Annotated in this window: 25 protein-coding genes; 12 read left to right on the forward strand and 13 right to left on the reverse strand. The window is 66.7% G+C overall.

The window, feature by feature from the left end:
• Positions 1-6: 6 nt before the first annotated feature.
• Positions 7-717: a PHP-associated domain-containing protein gene (locus QA609_RS02645; protein WP_278301033.1), complete on the reverse strand. Its 711-nt coding sequence runs from the start codon at positions 715-717 to the stop codon at positions 7-9.
• Positions 718-769: 52 nt separating this feature from the next.
• On the opposite strand from QA609_RS02645, the gene QA609_RS02650 reads away from it, so the two are divergent.
• Positions 770-1,774 carry a diacylglycerol kinase family protein gene (locus tag QA609_RS02650; RefSeq protein WP_278301034.1) on the forward strand — a complete coding sequence of 335 codons (1,005 nt, stop codon included), beginning with the start codon at positions 770-772 and terminating at the stop codon, positions 1,772-1,774.
• Between the two features lie 61 nt (positions 1,775-1,835).
• The gene (locus QA609_RS02655; RefSeq protein ID WP_278301035.1) at positions 1,836-2,402 is read left to right on the forward strand and encodes an NUDIX domain-containing protein; all 567 of its coding nucleotides are present in this window, start codon (positions 1,836-1,838) and stop codon (positions 2,400-2,402) included.
• Positions 2,403-2,568: 166 nt separating this feature from the next.
• On the opposite strand, the gene QA609_RS02660 is transcribed toward QA609_RS02655, so the two are convergent.
• The 3 genes from QA609_RS02660 to QA609_RS02670 form a co-directional block, all read right to left on the reverse strand.
• Entirely contained in the window at positions 2,569-3,066 is a 498-nt protein-coding gene (locus QA609_RS02660; protein WP_278301036.1) for a CAP domain-containing protein, read from the reverse strand.
• Between the two features lie 237 nt (positions 3,067-3,303).
• Entirely contained in the window at positions 3,304-3,624 is a 321-nt protein-coding gene (locus QA609_RS02665; protein WP_278301037.1) for a hypothetical protein, read from the reverse strand.
• Positions 3,625-3,693: 69 nt separating this feature from the next.
• Entirely contained in the window at positions 3,694-4,734 is a 1,041-nt protein-coding gene (locus tag QA609_RS02670; protein WP_278301038.1) for a zinc-binding dehydrogenase, read from the reverse strand.
• 94 nt (positions 4,735-4,828) lie between these two features.
• Between QA609_RS02670 and QA609_RS02675 the strand changes: the two genes are divergently transcribed.
• On the forward strand, positions 4,829-5,383 hold the full coding sequence (locus tag QA609_RS02675) for a molybdopterin-binding protein (RefSeq protein WP_278301039.1): 555 nt from the start codon (positions 4,829-4,831) through the stop codon (positions 5,381-5,383).
• Complete coding sequence (locus QA609_RS02680; protein ID WP_278301040.1) at positions 5,380-6,087, forward strand: 5-formyltetrahydrofolate cyclo-ligase; 708 nt, start codon at positions 5,380-5,382, stop codon at positions 6,085-6,087. Before QA609_RS02675 ends, QA609_RS02680 begins: the two co-directional genes overlap by 4 nt.
• Positions 6,088-6,499: 412 nt before the next feature.
• Here the strand turns inward: QA609_RS02680 and QA609_RS02685 are convergent, their stop codons facing one another.
• The 4 genes from QA609_RS02685 to QA609_RS02700 form a co-directional block, all read right to left on the reverse strand.
• Positions 6,500-6,826, reverse strand: coding sequence for a CTP synthetase (locus tag QA609_RS02685; RefSeq protein WP_278301041.1), 327 nt, complete (start codon positions 6,824-6,826; stop codon positions 6,500-6,502).
• Positions 6,823-7,740, reverse strand: coding sequence for a glutamine-hydrolyzing GMP synthase (gene guaA / locus QA609_RS02690; protein ID WP_278301042.1), 918 nt, complete (start codon positions 7,738-7,740; stop codon positions 6,823-6,825). The genes QA609_RS02685 and guaA overlap by 4 nt, the downstream gene beginning before the upstream one ends.
• Complete coding sequence (locus tag QA609_RS02695; RefSeq protein WP_278301043.1) at positions 7,740-9,404, reverse strand: CTP synthase (glutamine hydrolyzing); 1,665 nt, start codon at positions 9,402-9,404, stop codon at positions 7,740-7,742. Before QA609_RS02695 ends, guaA begins: the two co-directional genes overlap by 1 nt.
• 120 nt (positions 9,405-9,524) lie before the next feature.
• On the reverse strand, positions 9,525-9,884 hold the full coding sequence (locus tag QA609_RS02700; protein WP_278301044.1) for a hypothetical protein: 360 nt from the start codon (positions 9,882-9,884) through the stop codon (positions 9,525-9,527).
• A 156-nt stretch (positions 9,885-10,040) separates the two neighbouring features.
• On the opposite strand from QA609_RS02700, the gene QA609_RS02705 reads away from it, so the two are divergent.
• Both QA609_RS02705 and QA609_RS02710 read left to right on the forward strand, forming a co-directional pair.
• Positions 10,041-10,430, forward strand: a complete 390-nt coding sequence (locus tag QA609_RS02705; protein ID WP_278301045.1) for a cyclophilin-like family protein — start codon at positions 10,041-10,043, stop codon at positions 10,428-10,430.
• A gap of 58 nt (positions 10,431-10,488) precedes the next feature.
• Positions 10,489-11,400 carry a hypothetical protein gene (locus QA609_RS02710; protein ID WP_278301046.1) on the forward strand — a complete coding sequence of 304 codons (912 nt, stop codon included), beginning with the start codon at positions 10,489-10,491 and terminating at the stop codon, positions 11,398-11,400.
• An 18-nt stretch (positions 11,401-11,418) separates the two neighbouring features.
• Here QA609_RS02710 and infB read toward each other — a convergent pair whose 3' ends face one another.
• Positions 11,419-13,218 carry a translation initiation factor IF-2 gene (gene infB, locus QA609_RS02715; protein ID WP_278301047.1) on the reverse strand — a complete coding sequence of 600 codons (1,800 nt, stop codon included), beginning with the start codon at positions 13,216-13,218 and terminating at the stop codon, positions 11,419-11,421.
• Between the two features lie 200 nt (positions 13,219-13,418).
• Between infB and QA609_RS02720 the strand changes: the two genes are divergently transcribed.
• Complete coding sequence (locus tag QA609_RS02720) at positions 13,419-13,664, forward strand: PRC-barrel domain-containing protein (RefSeq protein ID WP_278301048.1); 246 nt, start codon at positions 13,419-13,421, stop codon at positions 13,662-13,664.
• A 4-nt stretch (positions 13,665-13,668) separates the two neighbouring features.
• On the forward strand, positions 13,669-14,127 hold the full coding sequence (locus QA609_RS02725; RefSeq protein WP_278301049.1) for an NOB1 family endonuclease: 459 nt from the start codon (positions 13,669-13,671) through the stop codon (positions 14,125-14,127).
• On the opposite strand, the gene QA609_RS02730 is transcribed toward QA609_RS02725, so the two are convergent.
• Complete coding sequence (locus QA609_RS02730) at positions 14,124-15,221, reverse strand: type II CAAX endopeptidase family protein (protein ID WP_278301050.1); 1,098 nt, start codon at positions 15,219-15,221, stop codon at positions 14,124-14,126. The genes QA609_RS02725 and QA609_RS02730 overlap by 4 nt on opposite strands.
• Before the next feature lie 251 nt (positions 15,222-15,472).
• Here QA609_RS02730 and QA609_RS02735 point away from each other — a divergent pair, with 251 nt between their 5' ends.
• A complete protein-coding gene (locus QA609_RS02735; protein WP_278301051.1) occupies positions 15,473-16,129 on the forward strand; it encodes a helix-turn-helix domain-containing protein in 657 nt (218 codons plus the stop codon).
• Positions 16,130-16,149: 20 nt separating this feature from the next.
• Here QA609_RS02735 and QA609_RS02740 read toward each other — a convergent pair whose 3' ends face one another.
• Positions 16,150-17,445 (reverse strand): glucose-6-phosphate isomerase, encoded by a 1,296-nt coding sequence (locus QA609_RS02740; protein WP_278301052.1) that lies wholly within the window; start codon positions 17,443-17,445, stop codon positions 16,150-16,152.
• Between the two features lie 370 nt (positions 17,446-17,815).
• On the opposite strand from QA609_RS02740, the gene QA609_RS02745 reads away from it, so the two are divergent.
• Positions 17,816-18,286, forward strand: coding sequence for a DUF5812 family protein (locus QA609_RS02745; RefSeq protein WP_278301053.1), 471 nt, complete (start codon positions 17,816-17,818; stop codon positions 18,284-18,286).
• Here the strand turns inward: QA609_RS02745 and QA609_RS02750 are convergent.
• Positions 18,283-18,627 (reverse strand): hypothetical protein, encoded by a 345-nt coding sequence (locus QA609_RS02750; protein ID WP_278301173.1) that lies wholly within the window; start codon positions 18,625-18,627, stop codon positions 18,283-18,285. The genes QA609_RS02745 and QA609_RS02750 overlap by 4 nt on opposite strands.
• Positions 18,628-18,774: 147 nt before the next feature.
• Here QA609_RS02750 and secF point away from each other — a divergent pair, with 147 nt between their 5' ends.
• The gene (secF, locus tag QA609_RS02755; RefSeq protein WP_278301054.1) at positions 18,775-19,653 is read left to right on the forward strand and encodes a protein translocase subunit SecF; all 879 of its coding nucleotides are present in this window, start codon (positions 18,775-18,777) and stop codon (positions 19,651-19,653) included.
• Positions 19,650-21,272: a preprotein translocase subunit SecD gene (locus QA609_RS02760; protein ID WP_278301055.1), complete on the forward strand. Its 1,623-nt coding sequence runs from the start codon at positions 19,650-19,652 to the stop codon at positions 21,270-21,272. The genes secF and QA609_RS02760 overlap by 4 nt, the downstream gene beginning before the upstream one ends.
• A 28-nt stretch (positions 21,273-21,300) precedes the next feature.
• On the opposite strand, the gene QA609_RS02765 is transcribed toward QA609_RS02760, so the two are convergent.
• Positions 21,301-22,311 carry a sodium:calcium antiporter gene (locus tag QA609_RS02765; protein WP_278301056.1) on the reverse strand — a complete coding sequence of 337 codons (1,011 nt, stop codon included), beginning with the start codon at positions 22,309-22,311 and terminating at the stop codon, positions 21,301-21,303.
• Positions 22,312-22,322: the final 11 nt, after the last annotated feature.

Here is a 22,322-nt window from a genome sequence, read left to right on the forward strand (position 1 = left end):
GGCCGGCTACGAGTCGGTCGCGTCCGGCGCCTCTCCGATCCCCGGCGACGCCTCCGCGAGCAACCCATCCGGATGTTTTCGGCTGTGGATCTCCCGGTAGAGCCGACGCAGCCCGCGATCGAACCGCCCGGTCGCGACTCGAGGCTCGACCCGGCCGTCCCGGATCGCCTCGACGACCGACTCGGGCGTGAGTTCCGCGGCGTCGATCCGCGTGTACGCCCGCCCCGCCTCGAAGGGGTAGTGGGCGTCACTGCCGCCGACCAGGGGCAGATCGTGGCGTTCGGCCAGCCGCTGGACCAGTCGCTCCGTTCGGGGATGCTTGCCGTTGATCTCGATCGCGTCGAACGGTAGCTCCTCGAGTTCCTTGATCGTGCTGTCGCGGTATGGGTGGGCGACGATCGCCGCACAGTCCCGGTCGTGGGCCAGTTCGACGACCTCCGCGGGCGTGTACTCGCCGGGGACGGTCTCGGTCGGCGGGTCGGGGCCGATCACGAGGACGTGTCCGCGCGTCGTCGAAATCTCGATCCCGGGAATCGCCGTCGCGCGCGCCGAGGAAAAGCGCGTGTAGTAGTCGTGGTTCGTCGTCGCGACGCCGTCGAGCCCGCGGGCGTCGATCACGCGTGTGAGCAGTCGAAACCCGTACGGGTCGAACCGGTCGCCCAGCGCCCGGTGACCGTGGAAGAACCGCGTGTGTGCGTGCAGGTCGACGGCAAACATATCTAGTCGAACGTGAACTGGCCGTTTTGTTCTTCTGACTCGTACCGGGCGTATGGAGCGAGACGTCGATCGAGTCGGGCAGTCGAGCGGGGACGTCGCACGGGAGCGCCGAACCGACGCCGACCACGTCGTCATCTGCAACCCGGTGAGCGGTACCGAGGACCACCTCGAGCGCGTGCGGACGCTCGCCCGCGAGCGCGGATTCTCGGTTCGGATCACCGAGGGCGAGGGCGACGGCGTTCGGTTCGCCCGGGAGGCCGGGGCCGACGGCGCCGAACTCGTCGTCGCCTCGGGCGGCGACGGAACGATCAACGAGGTCGTCAACGGGCTCGCAGAGGCCGAGGCCCTTGAGCGGACGACCCTCGCGGTCGTCCCGACCGGGACGGGGAACAACTTCGCGTCAAACCTCGGAATCGACGGCGTCGGGGGCGCTTTCGACGCGATCGATACGGGTCGGCGTCGCCGGATCGACCTGGGCACCGCGAACGGTCGGGCGTTCGTCAACTCCTGTGTCGGCGGGCTCACCGCCGAGGCGAGCGGTGCGACGACCCCCGACGAGAAGCGACGCCTCGGGGTCCTCGCGTACGTCTCCTGCGCCCTCGAGACGATCTCCTCGTTCGACTCCCTGCCGATTCGGGCGACGCTCGAGGGCGGACCCGACGGCAGCGACGCGAACGCACCGGAGACGTGGACGGGCGAGGCGATGCTCGTGCTCGTCGGGAACTGCCGGCGGTTCGGCGGCACCAGACGCGCCCAGGCGAACGTCGAGGACGGGCTGTTCGAGGTAACGATCGTCGAGGACGCCCCGACGACCGACCTGGTCGGCGAGGCCGCACTCGCGGGGCTGTTCGAACGCGGCGAGCGACACATCGTTCGCCACCGCGTCTCCTCGCTCACCCTCGAGAGCCTGCGATCGGAGCCGATCGAGTACAGCCTCGACGGCGAGATGCTCGACGCGGAGACCCTCGAACTCGAGACGGAGGCGAACACGCTCGAGGTCGTGGTCGGGGATCGCTACCGGCCGGATCCCGACGCGGCCGGCGGTCAGTCCGGCTGAGGGCTGGAGTCGGGAGTAGCGAGACGATACTGGTTTCAAGACCCTTTGCAATTGTGTGGGTATGAGTACGCCACAGGACGAGGAACCCCACAAGAACGCACGGCAGGACGTCATCGCCGTCGACGAAACCGACACCGAACTCGAACTCGTCAACCGCCTCGAGGCCCACACCGGCGACGGAATCCGCCACCGGGCGTTCACCTCGCTCGTCTTCGACGAGGACGACAACGTCCTCCTCGCCCAGCGTGCTCCCGGGAAGCGCCTCTGGGGAACGTACTGGGACGGCACCGTCGCCTCCCACCCCGTCCAGGGACAGAGCCAGGAGGAGGCAACCCGCCAGCGACTCGAGGAGGAACTCGGCGTCACGCCCGACCAGTACGACGACCTGCGGGTGACCGACCGCTTCGAGTACAAGCGCTACTTCGAGAACGCGGGCGTCGAACACGAGGTCTGTGCCGTGCTGAAGCTGACGCTATCCGATCGAACGCTCGAGCCGGACGAGGAGGAGGTCGGCGGTCTGATGTGGGTCCCTTACGAGCGCCTGCACTCGAACCCCGAGTGGTACCGACAGCTTCGACTCTGTCCGTGGTTCGAGATCGCGATGCGACGGGACGTTCGCTCCGACTGAGGACGGTTTCGTTCATCGAAACGGCTTACCGACGGGCAAAACGGGTTCCGGCGACCGAACTCGAGCTAGGATCGGAATAGTCGCCCGGAACGGTCGGTCGAACACGGGCTCCCATCCGCGGTTCCGGAACGCCGCCGTCTCTTGTTCAAAAACGGAGAGCGAGCGGTCAGCGACAGTTCGTGCCGAAGTTCTGGGTCACGTACAGTCGACCGTCGGAGGCGACTGCAGCACCGATCCCCTCGGCGGTCCAGGACTCGGAGAGGATGTTTCGCCGGTGGCCAGCGCTTCCCATCCACTGGTCGACGCTCCGGCGGGCGGCCGCGGTCGGCGACTCGTCGGCCGCGTAGTTGAACAGGACGTTCTCGGCCCAGCCCCGGCAGTCGATCCCGAAGCGCTCGTAGCGGTCGGTCATCGTCTCTCCCTCCGGAGACGTGTGCGAGAGGTAGTTCCGGTCGGCCATGTCCCGACTGTGGTACGACGCGACCGCCGCGAGGTCGTCGCGGTAGGCGAGGGCCTCCAGTCCGCGATCCGTTCGGATCTCGTTGACGCGGTCGTGGATCGCCGCCTCGACGGCCGTTTCGAAGTCGTCGTCCTGCGCCGCTACCTGGTTCGTTCCGGCGGCGAGCGCGGAGCCACCGAGGACGGTCACTGCTGCGTTACGCACGAACGATCGCCGCGAGTTGCGTGCCATCGTTTCTGCCTGTTTCCTACTGAACCTTTACTATAGTCGGGCTAACCTCAACCAGCTAACCCAACTGTTCGATCCTGTCACTGTGTCGAAGAAAACGGCACTGGAACGGGGTCGGCCGGCACCGAGGGAAGCGCCGACTCGAGCGAACGGCCGGACTGTCGGGAGGAACCACTGCGATCGAGAACCGAGAGGGGCTCGCTGCTCGAGTGGTCAGGGTCGGGTCGTCGCCCACACCGCCGTCACCGCTAGCAGGACGGCGGGGACGAGCGGGATGACGATCAGGGCGAACAGGTAGTCCGTCGCCGGGGGCCACAGCAGGATGATCCCCGGCGCGACGACGAAGGCGAAGACGATGACGGCTACGAGCGTCCAGCCGCGCCAGTCGAACTCGCGGTCGGCCGCCTCCGGATGGACGGGTTCGTCGACCCAGTCTGCAGTCTCGTCACCGTCGTCGGTCGCCTCGCGGCGGTCGCCCTCCTCGTCGAACGTCGAGGGGTCGTGGACGTAGCCGCCGTCGTCGCTCGAGGTCACGTGCGGGAGTTGCGAGGCGACGGGCAAAGCAGTCACGGTTCCGGCGCTCGAGCGGGGGGTGCTCGAGGGCTACAGCTCGCTGTCGGGGCGGACGACGACCTTCCCGAAGCCCTCGCGGGATTCGATGATCTCGTGGGCGCGAGCGGTCTCGCTCATCGGGAGCACCTCGCGGATCGCGGGTTCGAAGGTACCGTCCCAGACGAGTTCCATCACGTCGTCGACCTGCCCGGGGGTTCCCATCGTCGAGCCGATGATCTGAAGCTGGTTCCAGAAGATGCGCGGGATGTCCGTCTCGGGATTCCCGCCCGCGGTCCCCCCGCAGGTGACCAGCCGGCCGTTCTTCGCGAGGCTCTTGATCGAATCGCGCCAGGTGCCGGCGCCGATGTAGTCGACGACGACGTCGACGCCCCGGTTGCCGGTCTCGCTTCGGACCCACTCCGCGAAGTTCTGCTGCTCGTAGTTGACGACGTGATCGGCGCCGAGTTCGCGCGCGTGCTCGAGTTTCTCCTCCGTGCTGCCGGTGGCGTACACCTCCGCGCCCGCGTAGTCGGCGATCTGGACCGCGGCGTGGCCGACGCCGCCGCTTGCCCCCAATACGAGGATCTTCTCGCCGGCCTCGATGTCGGCCCGATCGATCAACAGCCGCCAGGCGGTCTGAAACACGAGCGAGGTCGATCCCGCGGTGACCCAGTCGACGTCCTCCGGAACCGGGATGAGGTTGTCCTCGGGGACGGCGGCGTACTCGGAGTGAACCCCGGTGACGTGCTCGCCGATGAGATGGAAGTTGACACACAGCGTCGGATCGCCGCTCCGGCAGAACTCGCAGTCCCCGCAGTGGACGCCCGCAGTGACCGCGACGCGGTCGCCCGGCGCGAACCGGGTGACGTCCTCGCCGACGTCCTCGACGACGCCCGCCGCGTCGCTGCCCGGCACGTGGGGCATCTCGAGGTCGAGCGTCGGCAGCCCACGGCGGACCCAGACGTCGAGGTGGTTCAGCGCCCCCGCCTTCACGTCGACCAGCACCTCGTCGTGACTGACCTCCGGGTCGGGGTAGTCGCCGTACTCGATGACGTCCGTCTCGCCGTGTTCGGTGACTTTGACCGCTTGCATACACGCTTTCCGACGGAAACGACCGGCATAACAGTTGGGCCGGCCCTCGACGCGGTCCGCGATTCCTTTATCGCTCGCCCGCACAACGGACGGTATGGAGACGACGGAGCCAGACGACGAGTCCGGAGAGGAGCTGCTCGGGGTCGGCGTCGTTACGATCGCGACGAACCGCTCGCTCAGTACCGACGCAGCCGGCGAGACCATCGAGCTGATCCTCGAGGAGAACGGCTACGAGGTCCCGATGCGCGAACACGTCGGTGCCGACCACGACAAGGTCCAGTCGGTCGTCTCACGGATGGTCGACCGCGACGACGTCGAACTGGTTCTCACGAGCGGGGCGACCAGCATCGAACCCGACGACGTCACGCTCGAGGCGGTTCGACCGCTGCTCGGCAAGGAGCTGTCGACGTTCAACGACCTGTTCTCGACGCTCGCCTACGACGCCTTCGGCTCCCACGTCATCGCGGCGCGGACGCTCGCGGGCGTCTCCGGCGACGTTCCGGTGTTTTGCCTCCCCGGCAACCGCGGGGCCGTCCGACTCGCCCTCGAGAAACTGATCCTTCCGGAGGCGACTCACCTCGTCGCCCTCGCGAACGAGGAGCGGACGGTTACCGATCCCGGGATCGAGAAGGAGCTCGAGGAAGAATGAAAGAACGGATCCGCGAGCGAGTCTGGGACGACCTCGAGGAGAGCGGCGTCGCCCGCTTCCCGTTCCCGCCCCACGGCCGGATTCCGAACTTCGCGGGCGCCGACGACGCCGCCGACCGGCTCGCCGACCAGCCCGAGTGGGAGGCCGCAACGGCGATCAAGGCCAACCCCGACGCGCCCCAGCTTCCGGTCCGTCGCCGCGCGCTCCGGGATGGAAAGACGGTGTACATGGCCGTTCCGCGCCTGCGCGACGAGCGGTGTTTCCTGAAGCTCGATCCCGACGCCCTCGAGGACTACGATGCGGCGACGACGGTCTCGGGGTCCTCCGAGCACGGCGAACAGATCGGCCCAGAGGCCGTCGAAGAGATCGATCTGATCGTCTCCGGGAGCGTCGCCGTCACGGAAAGGGGCGACCGGATCGGCAAGGGCGAGGGGTACAGCGACCTCGAGTACGCCGTCCTCCGGGAGCTCGGCCTCGTCGGCGAGTCGACGACCGTCGCGACGACGATTCACGAGCGCCAGCTGATCGACGACGACGTCGACACCGGCGAGCACGACGTCTCGATGGATCTGATAGTGACGCCCGAAAAAGTACGTCGCCCCGACAGTGGCGGGCAGCCAGCCGGGATCGACTGGGAACTGCTCTCGGCGGAACGCCTCGAGGAGATTCCGGTACTGAAACGGCTTCAAGAGCGACAGCAGTAGCTCGGGAGCGTACTGGTACCACGCTTCAAACGGTTCTATTCGGTAGTACGGAAAGCCATACTGGGACACGACCCCGTGTCCCGAGACAGCGACGGTGACGCGGGCCGGTGCAGGGAACCCGCGTCACCCATCAAGCGGATAACGGTATGGCAATGTGGGGGAAGGGTGCTGTGGTGGGGTTGCTGGAAGTCACGGGTTGGCAGATCGGTGCCACTTGGTGGGGTCTGCCCGTCGACCTCCATCAGTTCGTACGAGTGGCTACCACTTGAACTGGGGAGTCGGTATAGCTGTCTTACGTCGAATTCCCGCAGGCTTAACTCGAGTTTATCCGTTCGAAATAGCTCAATAGAACGTTCACAGCGGCCCCCGACGGGTAAGTTGTCGTTTCGAGGGCGGTTGCCAGTACGAACGGTCAGCCGACCAGCTCTTCGGCGACCAGGGTCGCGTCCATCAGCTGTGGGTCGAGCGCGAGGTCGAGCTGGCCGCGGACGAACTCCGGAACCGTGCGCTCGCCGTAGGCGACCGTCCGGATGTCCTCGTTGAGGTCGCAGACGATCGGAATCGTCGTCGCCTGGTCGATATCGGTCAGTACGTACAGCTCTGCCTCGAGGACGCCCGCCTCCTCGAGGGTCGGTCGCGAGAGGACGCCGCCGATCCGGGCGACGTCGACGCCTTCGGCCTCGAGGGCGTCGCCGATGCCGTCCTCGTCGGGACCGGCGACGATGGCTCGCAGGCTCATTCGTACTCGATGGTCGCGGGCGGTTTGTGGGTGACGTCGTAGACGACCCGCGCGACGGTCTCGTTCTCGCCGGTGATCCGGGACTGGATACGCTGGAGGGTCTCCCAGTCGAGTTCCTGGGCGCGGGCGGTCATCCCGTCGCGGGACTCGACCGACCGAACCGAGACGACCCAGCCGTGGACCCGGTTGTCGCCCTTGACGCCCGTCGCCTTGCCGATCACCGCGGCGAGGGCCTGCCAGGGTTCGTACTCCTCGAGCTCCTCTTCGACGACGTGGCAGGCGTGGCGGGCGACCTCGAGTTTCTCCTCGGTGACCTCGCCGATAACTCGGACTGCAAGGCCGGGGCCGGGGAACGGCATCCGCTCGGCGACGATCTCGTCGAGTCCGAGGTGGCGGGCGACCTCCCGGACCTCGTCTTTGTACAGGTCGCGGACGGGTTCGACGATCCCGTCGAAGTCGACCACGTCGGGAAGGCCGCCGACGTTGTGGTGGGACTTGATCCCGCCCTCGCTCTCGATGCGGTCGGGGTAGATCGTCCCCTGGACGAGGTAGTCTGCGTCCGCGTCCGTCGCCTCGCGCTCGAACTCGCGGATGAACTGCTCGCCGATAACCGCCCGTTTCTCCTCGGGATCGGTGACGCCCGAGAGCGCCTCCAGAAATCGCTCCTTGGCGTCGACGATCCGCAGCGACTCCATGTAGTCGAACGTCTCGCGAATCTGGGCGGTCTCGCCCTTTCGCATCAGTCCGGTGTCGACGTAGACTGGGGTGAGCTGGTCGCCGATCGACTCGTAGGCCAGCGCCGCTGCGACGGAGGAGTCGACGCCGCCCGAGAGGGCGATAACCGCGTTCGCGTCGCCGACTTCGTTCTCGATCTCTTCGACTGCTTCCGGGACGAACGTCTGTGTGTCGACCATCAGTGGGTTACCTCGGTTTCGCCGTCTGTCGTCGTGTCGTCTGTGGTGCGCTCGAGTGCAGCCTCGACCAGGCCGAGAAACGGCGGACTCGGCTGACCCGGTCGGGACGTGTACTCGGGGTGGAACTGCGTGCCCAGGAAGTACGGGTGGTCCTCGAGCTCGAGGATCTCCATACGGTTGCCCGCGGTGCCCGAGAACACGAGCGGCTCCTCGTCGAACCGGTCGAAGTACTCGGGGTTGACCTCGTAGCGGTGGCGGTGGCGTTCCTCACAGGAGGTGTCGCCGTACAGCTCGTACGCGAGCGTCTGGGGTTCGATCACCGTCGTGTGCTCGCCCAGTCGCATCGTTCCGCCCATATCCTCGACCTCGTACTGCTCGGGCAGGATGTCGATAACGGGGTGGGGCGTCTCCTCGTTCATCTCGGCGGAGTGGGCGTCCTCGAGTCCCAGCACGTTCCGGGCGTACTCGACGACGGCCATCTGGAAGCCCAGACAGAGCCCGAGGAACGGAACGTCGTTCTCGCGGGCGTAGCGGACCGCCTCGATCTTCCCCTCGGAGCCGCGCATACCGAAGCCGCCGGGGACGATGACGCCGTCCATCCCCTCGAGCTGGTCGTCGTGGTCGTCCGCTAGCTCGTCGGCGGCTACCCAGTGGACATCGACGTCGACGCCACAGTCGAAGCCGGCGTGTTTCAGCGACTCGTGGATCGACATGTAGGCGTCCTCGAGGTCGTACTTGCCGACCAGCGCGACGTCGATCGAGCCGTCTTTCTCCGTCGTGACGATCTCCCGCCACTCGTTGGCCCGCTGGCCCTCCGGTAAGGCCTCGCTCGCGAGTCCGAAGTGCTCGAGGACGTACTGGTCGAGTCCCTCCTCCTCGACCATCAGCGGGACGCGGTAGACGTCCTCGACGTCCGGGTTCGAGAACACCGCCTCGGTCTCGATGTCACAGAACAGCGCGATCTTCTCCTTCGTTTTGGGCTCGAGGCGGTCCTCGCAGCGTCCGACGATCACGTCGGGCTGGAGCCCGATCGAGCGAACCTCCTTGACCGAGTGCTGGGTCGGCTTCGTCTTCTGCTCGCCGTTTTTCGAGTACGGGACGAGAGTGACGTGGGTGAAGAGGATATCCTCCTCGTCCTCCTCGTGGGCGAACTGCCGCAGCGCCTCGAGGTAGGGCATCCCCTCGATGTCGCCGACGGTGCCGCCGACCTCGACGATGCAGACGTCGGTCCCCTCCGCAGCCTCCCGGATGCGTCGCTTGATGTCGTCGGTGATGTGGGGGATGATCTGGACCGTCTTCCCCAGATAGTCGCCGGCGCGCTCCTTCTTGATGACGTGCTGGTAGGTCTTCCCAGTCGTGACGTTGTGATCGGAGGTCATGTCGACGTCGAGGAACCGCTCGTAGTTCCCCAGGTCGAGGTCGACCTCGCCGCCGTCCTCGAGGACGTACACCTCCCCGTGCTGGTAGGGGTTCATCGTCCCCGCGTCGACGTTCAGGTAGGGGTCGACCTTCACCGCGGTGACGTCGAAGCCGGCGTTTTTCAGGAGCCGACCGGTGCTCGCGGCCGTGATCCCCTTCCCGAGACCCGACATAACCCCGCCAGTGACGAAGATGAACTTGTTGCCCAGCGAGGGATCATAATGAGTGTCCGATTCCGTCGGCATACCGAGTGTCCGCGCGAGCAGTTGAAAACGATTTCGGGACCGGGTCGTGCCCGGTAACGACTGTCAGTGCCGACGGTGACAGGTTCGAGCCTCGGCTCCCCGGATGTCGCGGAAAACCCGCTACGACGCGCCGGGATCCTCGTCCTGTATCTCCACGATCCGGGACTGGTCTACGTACTCGATCTCCCCGCCCAGTCGAAGCTGGATCGTTCGCCCGGGTAGGTCCGGATCGTCGTCGTCAGTCGGCTCCTCCGGAACGGAGACTGCCGTTACACCGTCGACCGAGACGTCCCGCCGCTGGATCGGGTCGTCCTCGTACTCGATCGTCTCCCAGGTCTCGAGGTCGAAGTCGTCGATATCCTCGCCGAAGTACTCCTCCGGTTCCTTGTCGACCGTGTCCTCGGTCTGGGACTCGCCCGTTGTCCGGTTATCGTCGAACTGAACCTCCTCGTGTTTGTACTGTTTGAGATGAACCAGCATGGCCTAACACACCACAAACACGTAGTTAACGATTGGAGTGGAAGGAGCAACCCGTTAATCAGTGCCGGCGTTCCGCCGACGGATCGGTTCGGGCGGACGTCGGTCGTTCCTGCGGCGATCGGTAGCTCGAAAGGGCCTCCGAGCGACGACGCTGGTATGGACTCCCGTTCCGACCTCCGCGTCGTCGTCGGCGACCGCGAACTGACCGCGACCTGGGCCGACGGCGCGCCCGAAACCCGGGTCGCGCTCGAGGACACCCTCCCCGTCTCGAGCGACGCGACCCGCTGGGGCGACGAACTGTACATTTCGGCGTCGCTCGAGGCGCCCCTCGAGGACGGCCGGGAGGTCGTCCCCGAGGGGGCGATCGCCTACTGGCCCGCGGGCGAGAAGCTGTGTCTATTCTGGGGACCGACGCCGGCCAGTGTCGACGACGAACCCCGAGCCGCGGCACCCGTCACCGTCGTCGCGCGCGTCGACGAGACGGAACCGCTCGTCGGGCTGGACGGCGGTGCCGAACTGCGCCTCGAGCGCGCCGGCGACCCCTGACCCCCGGCGAACACGTCAAGCACGTATCTTTTTGCGATCGCGTCGCGTACGGCCGCGTATGTCCCTCGAACACCGCCGGCCGGTCGCGAGCGCCGGACGGCCGGATCTCGGCTTCCAGGCCGCGTTCGGCTTCTATCTCGGGCTCGTCGCCGGCGGTCTCGTCGCCCTCGTCGGGCTGGCGGCCGACGTGACGACCGCGACGCTGCTCGGCACGTTCCCGACGGTTGTCACCGCCATCACGCTCGTGGGCCACGTCCTTGCGAAGCGGTCCCACGGTCTCCCTCAGCGGATCGGCCGTCGCCGTCCCCTGCGTCTCGCCTGTTACCTGCCGGCGATCGGCTTCGCAGCGGCGGCCGTCGCGCCGAGCGTGACTCCGATCGGCTCCGCCACGCGCTACTTCGCCGTGACGATCCCCCTCGCGGTGGTAGTCGGCGTCACCGCGTTCGGACTCGAGCGACTGTGCCGGAAGCAGTACGTCGTCGCGATCACCGCCGACGAACCGACCGTCGTGTGGACGTACCAGCCGGCGAGTGCGTTCTCGAACCCCGGCTTCTGGATGCCGATGCTGGCGTTCGCAGCTATGGGCCTCAGCGCGAGTCTCGCCACCGGAAGCGTGATCGGGCTACTCTGGATCGCCTTCGGCGCCCTCATCGCCGTCGGAGGCTGGATGGTAAACGTCGGCGACGCCAACGGCAAGCAGTACTACGGAACGCGGTTCTCACTCGACATCGACGCGAAAAAACAGCAGACCGAGTTGCGCGCCCACGAGCGCGGCATCCGCCACGACGCGGGCCGCTCGAGAAAGCTGATTCCCTGGGAGAAGATCTCCGAGATTCGACTCACCGACGACGAACTCGTCCTCGAGCGACGGTTTCGAAACATCCGCTGCGACCGGGAGGCGATCGACGATCCCGAGGCGGTGTACGAGGCGCTCGGGGAGGTGAAAGCGCGAACCGAAACGCGAAACTGAGCCGTAGAACGACGGTCGCTACTTGCCCCAGAACGGATCCCGGCTGCGCTGCTTGTCGAGATACATGTTCAGCGCCTCGAGTTCGTCGCCGGGGATCTCGCTCGAGAGCTCCTGTTCTAAGATCTTCGCGTGTTTCTCGGGGATCTCGATCCAGAGCTCGTCGTCCTCCTCGATCTGGCGGCCGACGGTGGGGCCGTCGATGGCGACCGAGACGCGGTTGCCCGCGCGGGCCTCGTCGACGTCCTCGCCCTGTTCCTGGATCCCCTTGACCTGGCCGACGCGTTCGGGCTCGTTACCCTCGAACTTCACGACGTTCGCGTTGTTCTGGACGGTGCCGGAGTTGACTTCGACACCGACGACCGCGGGATCGTTCTGTCGGAAGGTGTGATCGGGCAGGATCCGAAAGCGCGCGGGACGGACGATGTTCTCGAGGATGGTGTCCTGCTGGGCGCGCTCGAGTTCGTCGACGAACTCCTCGTACTCCTCGATCAGCTGGTAGATGACCTCGTCGGTGAAGACGCGGACGTCCTCGATCTCGGCGCGCTGCTCGGCATCGCCGAGCACGTCGACGTTGAAGCCCAGAATCACCTGTTCTTTCCCCTCCTCGGCCGTCGAGGCGACCGAGACGTCTCGGGGTGCGACGTCGCCGACCTCCGCGCGGACGATCGGAACCTCGGCCTCCTCTAAGGCGTCGGCCATCGCCTCGAGGCTGCCGAGCGTGTCGGCCTTGACCACGACGCCGGCCTCCTCGGTGTCGACGGCGATGCTCGCGAGCTCGTCCTCGACCTCCGCGACGACGTCCGCGCGGTCGCGGTCGCGGATGACCCGAACCGGGGCGCCCGCGATCGCGTCGCCCAGATCGGGCGCGGCGACCTTGATCCCGGTCGCGGCCGACACTTCGTCGACCTTCTCGAACCGGCTCTCGGTGCGGATCTCCTCGAGCGGGCGGGGCTGGAGGAGCGCGCGGACGTCGGTGACGATCGGCTCGTTCGTCCCGCCGACGACGATCGTGTCGCTCGCCCGGAGCGTCCCGTCGTAGAGCACCAGGTCGATCGTCTTCCCGAACCCCTTCTCCTCTTTGACCTCGAGGACGGTGCCGACGCCGGGGCCGGTGACGTCGATCTCCATCTCCTCTTTCATGTAGCGCTGGGAGAGCCCCATCATCACGGCCAGCAGGTCAGGCACCCCTTCGCCGGTCATCGCCGAGACGGGGACGACGCCGACGTTGCGCTGGAAGTTCTGAACCCGCCAGTACAGGTCCGCCGAGAACCCCTCGTCCGAGAGGTTACCGATGATCTCGTAGAGGCTCTCGTCGAGGCGCGAACGGACGCGGTCCGATTGGGCCTCGTAGGTCGCGTTGATCGGCGAGTCCTCGTTTGCGTTCCAGCCGGGGACGGTGTCGATCTTGTTCGCGGCGACGATAAACGGCGTCTCCGATCGCTGAAGGATGTCCAGCGCCTCGAGGGTCTGGGGCTGGAACCCGTCGTTGACGTCGACGACGAGGATCGCGATGTCGGCCAGCGCGCCACCCCTCGAGCGAAGCGTCGTAAACGAGTGGTGGCCCGGCGTGTCGATGAACAGCAGGCCGGGCAGGTCGAAGTCGTCGGGGTCGACGAGTTCGCCCGCGATCGACGAGATGACGTCTAGCGGCACCGCGGTGGCGCCGATGTGCTGGGTAATCGCGCCCGCTTCACCCTCGATGACTGCGGAGCCGCGGATCTTGTCGAGGAGGCTGGTCTTGCCGTGATCGACGTGTCCGAGGACGGCGACGATCGGCGTTCGTAAAGATGTGGGGTCGTGCGTATCCGAATCAGACATGGTGACCACCCGAGAAGGTCTTGGGTAAACCGTCCGTAGGACGGTAGTTAAACCCATCGTCACGGCGCTCGGGTTTGCAGGTCGACCCGAGTGACGGCGCCGCAAGCGGTACTCGGAGAGCCGGCCGAGGTCGGCGCCCGCGGAACTCAGCGCTCGATCGGCCCGTGGACTTTAATAGCAACTAGTAAGTACGGGGTAGCATGAGCGAAGTGCTCGCCGAGAACCTCTCGGGGAAGTCCGTCATGGGGTCTGACGGGACGGAACTGGGAATGCTCTACAACATCACGACCGAGATCAAATCGGGGACCCTCCACGACCTCGTTATCGAACCGAACGACGAACTACCGAACCAGACGATCGACTTCGACACCGACGACGACGGGCGGTTCCGCGTGCCAATCAACCGCGTCCGCGCCGTGAAAGACTACATCGTCGTTCAGCGCTAACCGTATGTACGTTCTCGACTCCTCGGCTTTTATCCACGACTATCACACGACCGAACAGATCGCGACGATTCCGCTCGTCCGCGAGGAACTCAAAGACGAGAGCGCCTATCGCTACGACGCGATGGAGGGCTCGGGGATGCACATCCACATCCCCAACGAGGACACGACCGAGAAGGTCAGCCGTGCAGCGAACGAATCGGGCGACCTCGAGGTCCTCTCGGACACCGACGTTCGGCTCGTCGCCGCCAGCTTCGAGCTCGACGCCACCCTCGTTACCGACGACTACGCGATGCAAAACGTCGCCGAGAAGCTAAACGTCGACGTCGAGGTGATCGCCCGGGAGGGGATCGACGAACAGCGCAGCTGGCGGTTCCAGTGTCAGGGCTGTGGCCGCGAGTTCGACGAGGAAAAGGAGCGCTGTCCGATCTGCGGGTCGGGACTGGCGCGCAAGAACCCGAGTTAGGCGACCAGGATAATCATCTGGATCGCGTTGTACGCGCCGTGGACCAGCGCCGGCACCACCAGGTTCTCGGTCCGTTCGTAAATGAATCCCAGCACCAGCGAGAGGCCGAACAACACGGCCAGGCTCGCGAGGATCTGTCCGGGACCTGCGGTCGCGTACGCCGAAACGTGAACCCCCGCGAAGATGACGCTCGTGACGGCGATGGCACCGTACCGCGAGAACGTCTCGTACAGCGACTTCTGGATGACGTTTCGGTAGAGCAGCTCCTCGAAAGGGCCGACTACCAGCAGCATCCCGGGAACGATCACGACGAGCAGCTCGGGGTTCTGTTCGACCTGCTGGGTCGTGCCGTGGTCGGCGGTGTCGACGCCGACGGCGGTCATCGCGATCGAGATCGCGATCAGCGCACCGAACAGCAGGACCAGCCCGCCGACCGTCCAGCCCACCGACCGCAGGCTCGGCACCTCGAGGTCGAGAAACGACAGGTCGTACCCGCGAAGCGCCATGGTGATCGCCGCGACGGAGCCGAGCCCGAGCGCCGCCGAGAGGTACTGCAGAAGCTGGCCCTGCGTGCCCTCGACCCCGAGAAAGGGGGCGAGGACGATGCTGACCAGCGCCATCGCGATCAGCCCGGCGAAGCCGACGACGGTCATCGTCGAGAACCGAAGCGCCCGCTCGATCAGGCCGCGCGCCGAGACCCCGCCGTAGTCGGCGGCCGCGACGCCGATCGAGCCGCCGGCCGCAGCGAACGCCAGAAAGAGCAGCGAAACCGTACCGCCGAAACCGGGAACGGTGGTCGATCCGGTGACGCCCTGATTGAGCGCGTACCCGGTCAACAACACGACACCCAGACTGGAGCCCGCGGCGAGGGCGGCGCCAGGTACCGCGCCGAGCGCACCGTGGCGGCGAGCCAGGAAGGCGACGACGGAGACGACCGCGAGCGCCGCCGCCAGCTGGACGAACGGATCCTCGACCCCGCCGCGGACGGGAGCGAGGACGGCGACCATGGCGATGACTGCGGGAACGACCCCGACCGACGGGACGATCGAGTCGTCGGTCCCGCTCCCGTCGCCGGAGCGTGCTGTCTCGTTCATATCCGTGCATTCGATCGCGCACTCATAGGGGCTCCGTAATCGATCACCAGCACCGCCACCGCAGCGCGACCCCCCTCGAGCGAACGAAGAGTTAACAGCCGGGATACAGAACGCACGCTCATGGAGCGTGAGCGCGTACCGCGAACCGAACGCCGCGTCGGTCGACGACCGATGGCGAGTACTCGCCGAGCCGCCTCCTCGGGAGACGGTCGTGGCCCTCGAGGCGGGACCGAACTCGGGCGGTGAGCGCAATGAGTTTCATCGCCGAGTACTCGCTGTCGAACCACCCGATCATGCAGACTGCACGCCGGCGGGTTCCCGAGGTGAGCGTCGAAGTCGAGGACGAACAGCCCGACCGCCGCGAGGGTTCCCATCTGACCTTCCGAGCGATCGGCGAGGAGGCAGAGCTCGAGCGGTTCTTCGGGGTACTGGCCGACGATCCGTCGGTCGAGACGTTCGAACGGCTCTCGACGCTCTCCGAGCGGTGTCTCTTTCGCGTTCTGCTCACTCCCGAAGGGGAGCGGGGGATGACCTACGTTGACGCCGTCGAGTTCGGCGTCACGCTTCTCGACATCGAACTGCAGGAGGAAGGAGTCCGCTACCGGGCGCACTTCCCGAACCGCGACGCGCTGTCGGCCTACCGGGAGTGTTGCGAGGAACGCGAGTTGGCGTTCACGCTGCATCGGCTCTACCGGAGCGAGAACGACGAGACCGAAAAGTACGACCTCACGCCCCGCCAGGCTGCCGTCCTGCGTCGCGCGCTGGAACGCGGCTACTTCGACGTCCCCCGGAACGTCTCCGCAGAGGAGCTGGCCGAGGAGTTCGAGATCTCGAGCCAGGCGCTCTCGGCGCTGCTTCGGCGCGGCCAGCGGGCGGTCCTGCGGGACGCGTTCGGCGGCGAGGAGTAGGTACGACCGTCGGTCGGCGGTTACCGTTCCACGCGGAGCTCGGTCTTCTCCGCGACGGCGTCGGCCTCCTCGAACTCGCCGCCGCCGAGCAGCCCGCGAGTCGCCTTCTTCGCCCACTCCACGGCGGGCTGTTCGAACGTGTTGACGCCGTACAGCTCGCCCGCGAGGACGCAGGCCGCCTCCATCCCGTACAGCAGGCCGCCGAGCTCGTACTCGTCGACCCGCTCGAGTTCGATCCGGACGTTCGGTCGCCCCGCCGCGGCGAGGCTGGCCTCCGTCGCCTCGAACTCCGCGTCGAGCAGCTCGCCCAGCGTCGCGTCGCCGAGGTAAGCGAGGTCGTCGACCTCGGTGTCGGGTATCGCCCGGTCGTCGGCCTCTCGCGGGGTGACGAACGTGACGACCTTGTCCCGCGGTCCGGCGCGGTAGAGCTGGAGCTGGGAGTGCTGGTCGGTGACCCCGAGCGCGCGAAGCGGCGTCTGCCCGAGATCGTCTTTCCCCAGACTCTCGGCCCACAGCTGGGCGAACCACTCCGAGTAGGTCTCGAGGGACTCGGCGTAGGGAACCATCGCGTTCATCCCCGCGCCGCGGGCGTCCAGCGCGTAGCTGGTCGCACCGTAGGCGTAGGCCGGGCAGTCGAACAGCGAGCCCGAAAGGGTCTCGGCCTCGGCTGCGGCGCCCTCGAGCAGGGCGTCGAGGTCGTGGCCACAGACCGCGGCGGCGACCATCCCCACCGCGGAGAGCGCCGAGAACCGGCCCGGGACGCCGTCGGGAACCTTCAGCGACGGCAGGTCGTGACGGTCGGACAGATCGCGGAGGGGACCGGAGTCGCCCGTCGTCACGATCGTCCGCTCGGTCCAGTCGACGCCCGCGTCCTCGAAGGCCTCCCGGACCACGAGGAAGTTCGCCAGCGTCTCCGCCGTCGTCCCCGACCGGGAGACGACGTTGATCGCCGTCTCCTCGAGCGGGAGGGCCTCGAGGCGGTTCGAGACCCACGCGGGATCGACGTTGTCGAGGTAGACGGTCTCGGTGTCGGAGTCGAGCGCCTCGGTGATCGTCGCCGCGCCCAGCGCGCTGCCGCCGATGCCGACCGTGATCAGGGCCTCGGCGTCGGCGACTGGTTCGACCGCCATGCGGATCTCGTCGGGATCGGTTCGCTGCGGAAGGTTCAGCGCCTCGTACCCGTGTTCCCCGTCGGCCATTCCGTCCTCGATGCGTTCGTGTGCGTCGGCGACCTGCTCGTCCAGGCGCTCGAGGGAGCCTCGAGAGACGCCCGGTGAGGCGACCAACGCGAGCGCGTTGCCGATGTCGACGTCCATGCTCGAGAGGGCACCCGCCTGCGGTAAAGGCGTTCCGTCATCGGGTGTCGAGGTGACCGAAGGCACTCAGCGAATCGCCTGGGAGACGGGTACACGTTCCGCGACCGGTCCGAAGCGGACCGTCTCGAGTAGCTCCGGTCGCGCGTCGACGCCCGGGAGACGCGGTTTCGGTCGTTCTGGGAGTCCTCCTGTACCGCCGTTGAACGCTCGGCGGCGGCGTGTTCGAGCCGGAGTTCGCGCGGTTTCTCGGCGCGATCGCCTTTCTCGCCGCAGGGATGCTCGGTTCACTCCTTTTCCGTGTCGACCGCCGACTCGCGGCGACGACGAGGAATCCGAAACCCCGAAACCCGCCACGCGCCTACGAGCCGCCATGACCGAACAGACGGGCACGTTCGTCGTCACCCACGCCGAGAACGAGTCGGCCGTCGTCCGCGACGTCGAAACCGCACAGGTACACACCCTCTCGTCGAACCCCGGGCTCGAGGTCCACGACGTCCTCGAGGCGACTGTCGCACCCGAGCCGCCGCTGGAGGTCGCCTGGGAGGTCGTCGACGTCGCCGATCGACGGACGATCGAGCTGGTCGACAGCGACCTCGAGCCGACCACTCACGAGAAGGAGCTTGCGGCCGACGCCGAGGTCGGCGAACTGATCCAGGAGGAGCGGGCGGGAACCGGTGAGATCCACGTCTTCAACCTCGAGGACGACGTCGAAGCCGCAGCGCGGGACGTCCTCGAGGACGAGGAGACGGTCGCCCGGGCCGCGCGGCTCGAGGCGGTGCGCGTCGAGGTGCGTCGCTCGGCCGACGACGGCGTGTTGAGCGTTCGCTACCTGCCGGACTAACCCTGGTTGGGTCCGCCCTTGCTCTGGACGCGCCAGCTGCCCTGGATGCCACAGGCCTCGCGAACGTCGTACTCGATCTCGGTGTCGTCGACGATTCGCGAGCCCCCCTCGACGGCCTCGATCCGTAGCGGGACGTCGAGCGTGTTGCCACAGCAGCCGACGCCGACGAACTCCTCCCAGACGTCGCCTTCCTCGGCGGTGTCGCGGGTCTTGCGAAGGAACGCCCGGAACGACGGCTTCTCGACCTGAAACCGACCCCACTCGGAGAGGTCAGCGGGGTAGGAGACGACGACTCGCTCGGCGAAGGCGTCCCGGGCGGCGTCGGCCGGCTCCTCGACCATCGTCGACGATTCGGGTGTCTCTGCGGTCATACTCCCGGCTATGGGCTCGAGCGGTTTCAGCCCGTCGTCGATCCCGTGTTATTCTCACTACCGTGCGGCGCAGAAATTAGGAAGGCTTACACGCCCCGACTGCCAGGTGGCTGGTATATGGGGTATTTCGACGTACCGGAGATCGATTACACCCGGTACAGCGACCGCCAGCTGGCGGCGGTGCCGCTTGCGGTTCTCGGGGTCGCACTGCTCGTTCTCACCGGCTCGTTTCTGCTGTTCGGAACGCCAGTCCAGCTCGGGATGGATTTCGCCGGCGGAACGGAGCTGACGGTTCAGACGTCCGCATCGGAGGGTGAGATTCCTGAGGCGTTCGACGAGGAGCCCGAATCGGTCCAGTCGGTCGCCTCGGAGGAGAACCAGTACATCGTCCAGTTCGCTTCGACGAATCAGGAGGCGTTGAGCGAGCAGGCCGAGGCGAACTTACAGCCCGACGGCGACGCCGCGGTCATCCAGCAGGTGTCGTCGACGTCGGCGAGCTTCGGCGAGCAGACCCAGCAGACCGCACTGCTCGGAATCGCCGTCGCCTTCCTCGGGATGAGCGTCCTCGCGTTCGTACTCTTTCGGACGTTCGTGCCCTCGATCGCGATCGTCGTCTCGGCGTTTTCGGACATCGTGATTCCGCTGGCGTTCATGTCTATCGTGGGCATCCCGCTCTCGCTGGGGACGGTTGCCGCCCTGCTCATGCTGATCGGGTATTCGGTCGACTCCGACATCCTGTTAAACAACCACGTCCTCCGTCGCGGCGGAGACTTCTACGAGAGCACCCACCGTGCGATGCGGACCGGAGTGACGATGACGGTCACGTCGATGATGGCGATGCTCGTGATGGGCGTCTCGGCGTGGCTCTTCGGCGTCGAGCTGCTGTCGTCGATCGGTATCATCCTCTTCGTCGGTCTCGCGGCCGACCTGATGAACACGTACATGCTGAACCTGAGCCTGCTTCGGTGGTACAAGTTCCACGGGGTGGCGCGATGAACCCGATCGCCTTCGTCAAGGAGTACTGGCGGATCCTCCTGCTGGTGCTGTTCGTCAGCGCCGCGCTCGTCGCGCTGTTCGTCCCCGGCGGCGTGATGGACGACGACACCCTCGTCGAGGAGGAAGACGAGGAGTTCGACGAGGGGATCACCAACCTCGAGTACGGGCTCGGACTCGACGGCGGAACCCGAATTAGCGCACCGCCCGTTGGGATGAGTGCCACCATCGACATCGAGCCCGAGCAGGAACGCGAGGTCGAGTCGACGCTCCAGGACGAACTCGAGATCGATGCCGCGGACGTCATTGTCCGGTTCCACGAGGACGACAACCGCTTCACCGCCGAGGTGTTCGCCGAGGAGGTCACCGCTGCGGAGTTCGCCGCCGCCCTGCAGGAGGCCGGTGTCGACGTCGACGAGGGTGACGTCAACGGCGAAGTCACCCAGCAGACCCGCGACGAGATCATCCAGACGATCGAGCTGCGGATCAACGAGGCCGGCCTCTCGGGCGGGACCGCCTACCAGGAGGCGACCGTCGGCGACGGCTACTACATCGTCACCGAGGTTCCCGGGATGAGCCCCGCGGAACTGCGCGAGATGCTGACCGAGCGCGGTGACGTCCAGATCGTCGCCTACCACCCCGGGGAAGACGGGAACCAGACCAACGAGACGGTCCTCCAGGGCGAGGAGTTCGCCAACGTCGGCTCGGCGTCCTATGACGACCAGCGCGATCAGAACTACGTCCCGGTCACGGTCGACGATAGCGAGGACGCCGACGGGAGCAGTCCCGCGGCCGACTACCAGGCGGCGATGAACGAGTACGGCTTTACCGGCGAAGGGGCCGGTCAGTGTACCATCCACGACCGCGAGACCGGCGAGTTCGACTTCGACCCCGAGAACCCGCAGTGGTGTCTGCTCACCGTGGTTGACGACGAAGTCGTCGACGCCCACAGCATGAGCCCCGATCTAGGCGAGAGCATGGCGTCCGGTGCCTGGGTGAACGATCCCGTCTTCCAGATGATCGTCCCGACCCAGCAGGACGCCCAGAACCTCGCCGTCAACCTCCAGTCGGGCGCCCTGACCGCGCCGCTCGACTTCGAGCAGGAGCAGACGTTCTCGCTCGAGCCGGCCCTGGCCGACCAGTTCAAGACCTACTCGCTGCTGATCGGCGTCCTCTCCGTACTAACGGTCAGCGGGATGGTCTACCTGCGATACAACGATCGCCGCGTTGCCGCACCGATGATCCTCACGGCGCTCGCGGAGGTAGTCATCCTGCTCGGCTTCGCGGCGCTGATACGCATGCCGCTGGACCTCTCTCACGTCGCCGGGTTCATCGCCGTCGTCGGGACGGGGGTGGACGACCTCATCATCATCGCCGACGAGGTGATGGACGAGGGCGACGTCAGCTCTCAGCGCGTCTTCGAGTCGCGGTTCCGCAAGGCGTTCTGGATCATCGGCGCCGCCGCGGCGACGACGATCATCGCGCTGTCGCCGCTGGCCGTGTTGAGCCTCGGCGACCTCCGCGGGTTCGCCATCATCACGATCCTCGGCGTGCTGATCGGCGTGCTCGTCACCCGTCCCGCCTACGGCGACATCCTTCAGCGCCTGCTAACCGACAAGTAGGAACGGCCGCCGACCTCCGATTCGCCTTCTACGTCGGGACGACGTTCGAGAGCCCGAGACTCTCGAGGACGAGCCAGCCGACGAAGATCCCGTACGAGCCGAGCAACAGCCAGGCCTCCCGCTCCGAGAGCAGCATGTCGGTCCGGGCGATCGCGAAGAAGACGACCGTCGCGAGGACGAGAAACGCCATCATCGGCACGATGTGGGCGAACGTGATCGCAAGCGAGCCCGCGACCAGCACGCCGGCCGGGACCGCGACCAGCAGGTCGAAGACGTTGCTTCCCAGGACGTTCGCGAGACTGACCGACGGCCGATCCGCGCGGGCCGCAGCGATGCTGACGAAGACGTCGGGGACGCTCGAACCCGCGGCGACGACGATCATCCCCCAGAGGAAGGCGGGGGTGCCGAAGGCGTCACCGAGCCCGATCGCGGCCCGGACGAGCCCCTCGACGCCGACGACGATGACGACCAGTCCGGCCCCGAACCACAGCCAGGTTCGGAGTCGGTTCACGGAACGGTCCGCCTCCAGTTTGTCCTCGGTCGCGTCGAGGTACTGGGTGAACACGTAGAGCCCGTACAGCGCGAGGGGGAACAGCGCGAGCCACCGCGTGACCTCCCCCTGCAGCCCGGCCCCCTCGAGGGGGTAGTAGATCACCGCCAGCGAGAACGTCAGCAGGAGTACGGCGACTGCGAGCATGTAGAACAGCGCCTCCTTGTAGACGAGCTTTCGGCTCGTCTCCATCTCTCCGGAGCCGACCAGCACGGCGAGTCCCGGGATCACGAGCAGGTTGAAGACGGCCGAGCCCACGATCGCGCCGACGCCGAGCTCGAACTCGCCGTGGACCAGGGTCGCGAGCAGCACGCTCACCAGCTCCGGCATGCTCGAGCCGACCGCGGCGATCACTGCCCCCTGGACGACCGGCGGCACGCCGTAGCCGACCGCGAGCCGATCGGCCGCGTCCTCGAGCCAGACGCTTCCCTTCCAGACGACGCCGGTCGCGACTGCAGCGAGGCCAAGCAGTAAGACGACATCGAGCACGACGTATCAGC

Source organism: Natronococcus sp. A-GB7, from assembly GCF_029688865.1.
Taxonomy (GTDB): domain Archaea; phylum Halobacteriota; class Halobacteria; order Halobacteriales; family Natrialbaceae; genus Natronococcus.

Excerpts from the sequence above, each read along its gene's own strand:
- QA609_RS02680 (WP_278301040.1), top strand. The coding sequence starts at position 5,380 with ATGAAAGAACGGATCCGCGAGCGAGTCTGGGACGACCTCGAGGAGAGC.
- QA609_RS02720 (WP_278301048.1), top strand. The coding sequence starts at position 13,419 with ATGAGCGAAGTGCTCGCCGAGAACCTCTCGGGGAAGTCCGTCATGGGG.
- QA609_RS02695 (WP_278301043.1), bottom strand. The coding sequence starts at position 9,404 with ATGCCGACGGAATCGGACACTCATTATGATCCCTCGCTGGGCAACAAG.
- QA609_RS02700 (WP_278301044.1), bottom strand. The coding sequence starts at position 9,884 with ATGCTGGTTCATCTCAAACAGTACAAACACGAGGAGGTTCAGTTCGAC.
- QA609_RS02645 (WP_278301033.1), bottom strand. The coding sequence starts at position 717 with ATGTTTGCCGTCGACCTGCACGCACACACGCGGTTCTTCCACGGTCAC.
- QA609_RS02730 (WP_278301050.1), bottom strand. The coding sequence starts at position 15,221 with ATGAACGAGACAGCACGCTCCGGCGACGGGAGCGGGACCGACGACTCG.
- QA609_RS02705 (WP_278301045.1), top strand. The coding sequence starts at position 10,041 with ATGGACTCCCGTTCCGACCTCCGCGTCGTCGTCGGCGACCGCGAACTG.
- QA609_RS02760 (WP_278301055.1), top strand. The coding sequence starts at position 19,650 with ATGAACCCGATCGCCTTCGTCAAGGAGTACTGGCGGATCCTCCTGCTG.
- QA609_RS02735 (WP_278301051.1), top strand. The coding sequence starts at position 15,473 with ATGAGTTTCATCGCCGAGTACTCGCTGTCGAACCACCCGATCATGCAG.
- QA609_RS02740 (WP_278301052.1), bottom strand. The coding sequence starts at position 17,445 with ATGGACGTCGACATCGGCAACGCGCTCGCGTTGGTCGCCTCACCGGGC.
- infB (WP_278301047.1), bottom strand. The coding sequence starts at position 13,218 with ATGTCTGATTCGGATACGCACGACCCCACATCTTTACGAACGCCGATC.
- QA609_RS02655 (WP_278301035.1), top strand. The coding sequence starts at position 1,836 with ATGAGTACGCCACAGGACGAGGAACCCCACAAGAACGCACGGCAGGAC.
- QA609_RS02750 (WP_278301173.1), bottom strand. The coding sequence starts at position 18,627 with ATGGTCGAGGAGCCGGCCGACGCCGCCCGGGACGCCTTCGCCGAGCGA.
- guaA (WP_278301042.1), bottom strand. The coding sequence starts at position 7,740 with ATGGTCGACACACAGACGTTCGTCCCGGAAGCAGTCGAAGAGATCGAG.
- QA609_RS02710 (WP_278301046.1), top strand. The coding sequence starts at position 10,489 with ATGTCCCTCGAACACCGCCGGCCGGTCGCGAGCGCCGGACGGCCGGAT.
- QA609_RS02725 (WP_278301049.1), top strand. The coding sequence starts at position 13,669 with ATGTACGTTCTCGACTCCTCGGCTTTTATCCACGACTATCACACGACC.
- QA609_RS02685 (WP_278301041.1), bottom strand. The coding sequence starts at position 6,826 with ATGAGCCTGCGAGCCATCGTCGCCGGTCCCGACGAGGACGGCATCGGC.
- QA609_RS02675 (WP_278301039.1), top strand. The coding sequence starts at position 4,829 with ATGGAGACGACGGAGCCAGACGACGAGTCCGGAGAGGAGCTGCTCGGG.
- secF (WP_278301054.1), top strand. The coding sequence starts at position 18,775 with ATGGGGTATTTCGACGTACCGGAGATCGATTACACCCGGTACAGCGAC.
- QA609_RS02650 (WP_278301034.1), top strand. The coding sequence starts at position 770 with ATGGAGCGAGACGTCGATCGAGTCGGGCAGTCGAGCGGGGACGTCGCA.
- QA609_RS02670 (WP_278301038.1), bottom strand. The coding sequence starts at position 4,734 with ATGCAAGCGGTCAAAGTCACCGAACACGGCGAGACGGACGTCATCGAG.
- QA609_RS02745 (WP_278301053.1), top strand. The coding sequence starts at position 17,816 with ATGACCGAACAGACGGGCACGTTCGTCGTCACCCACGCCGAGAACGAG.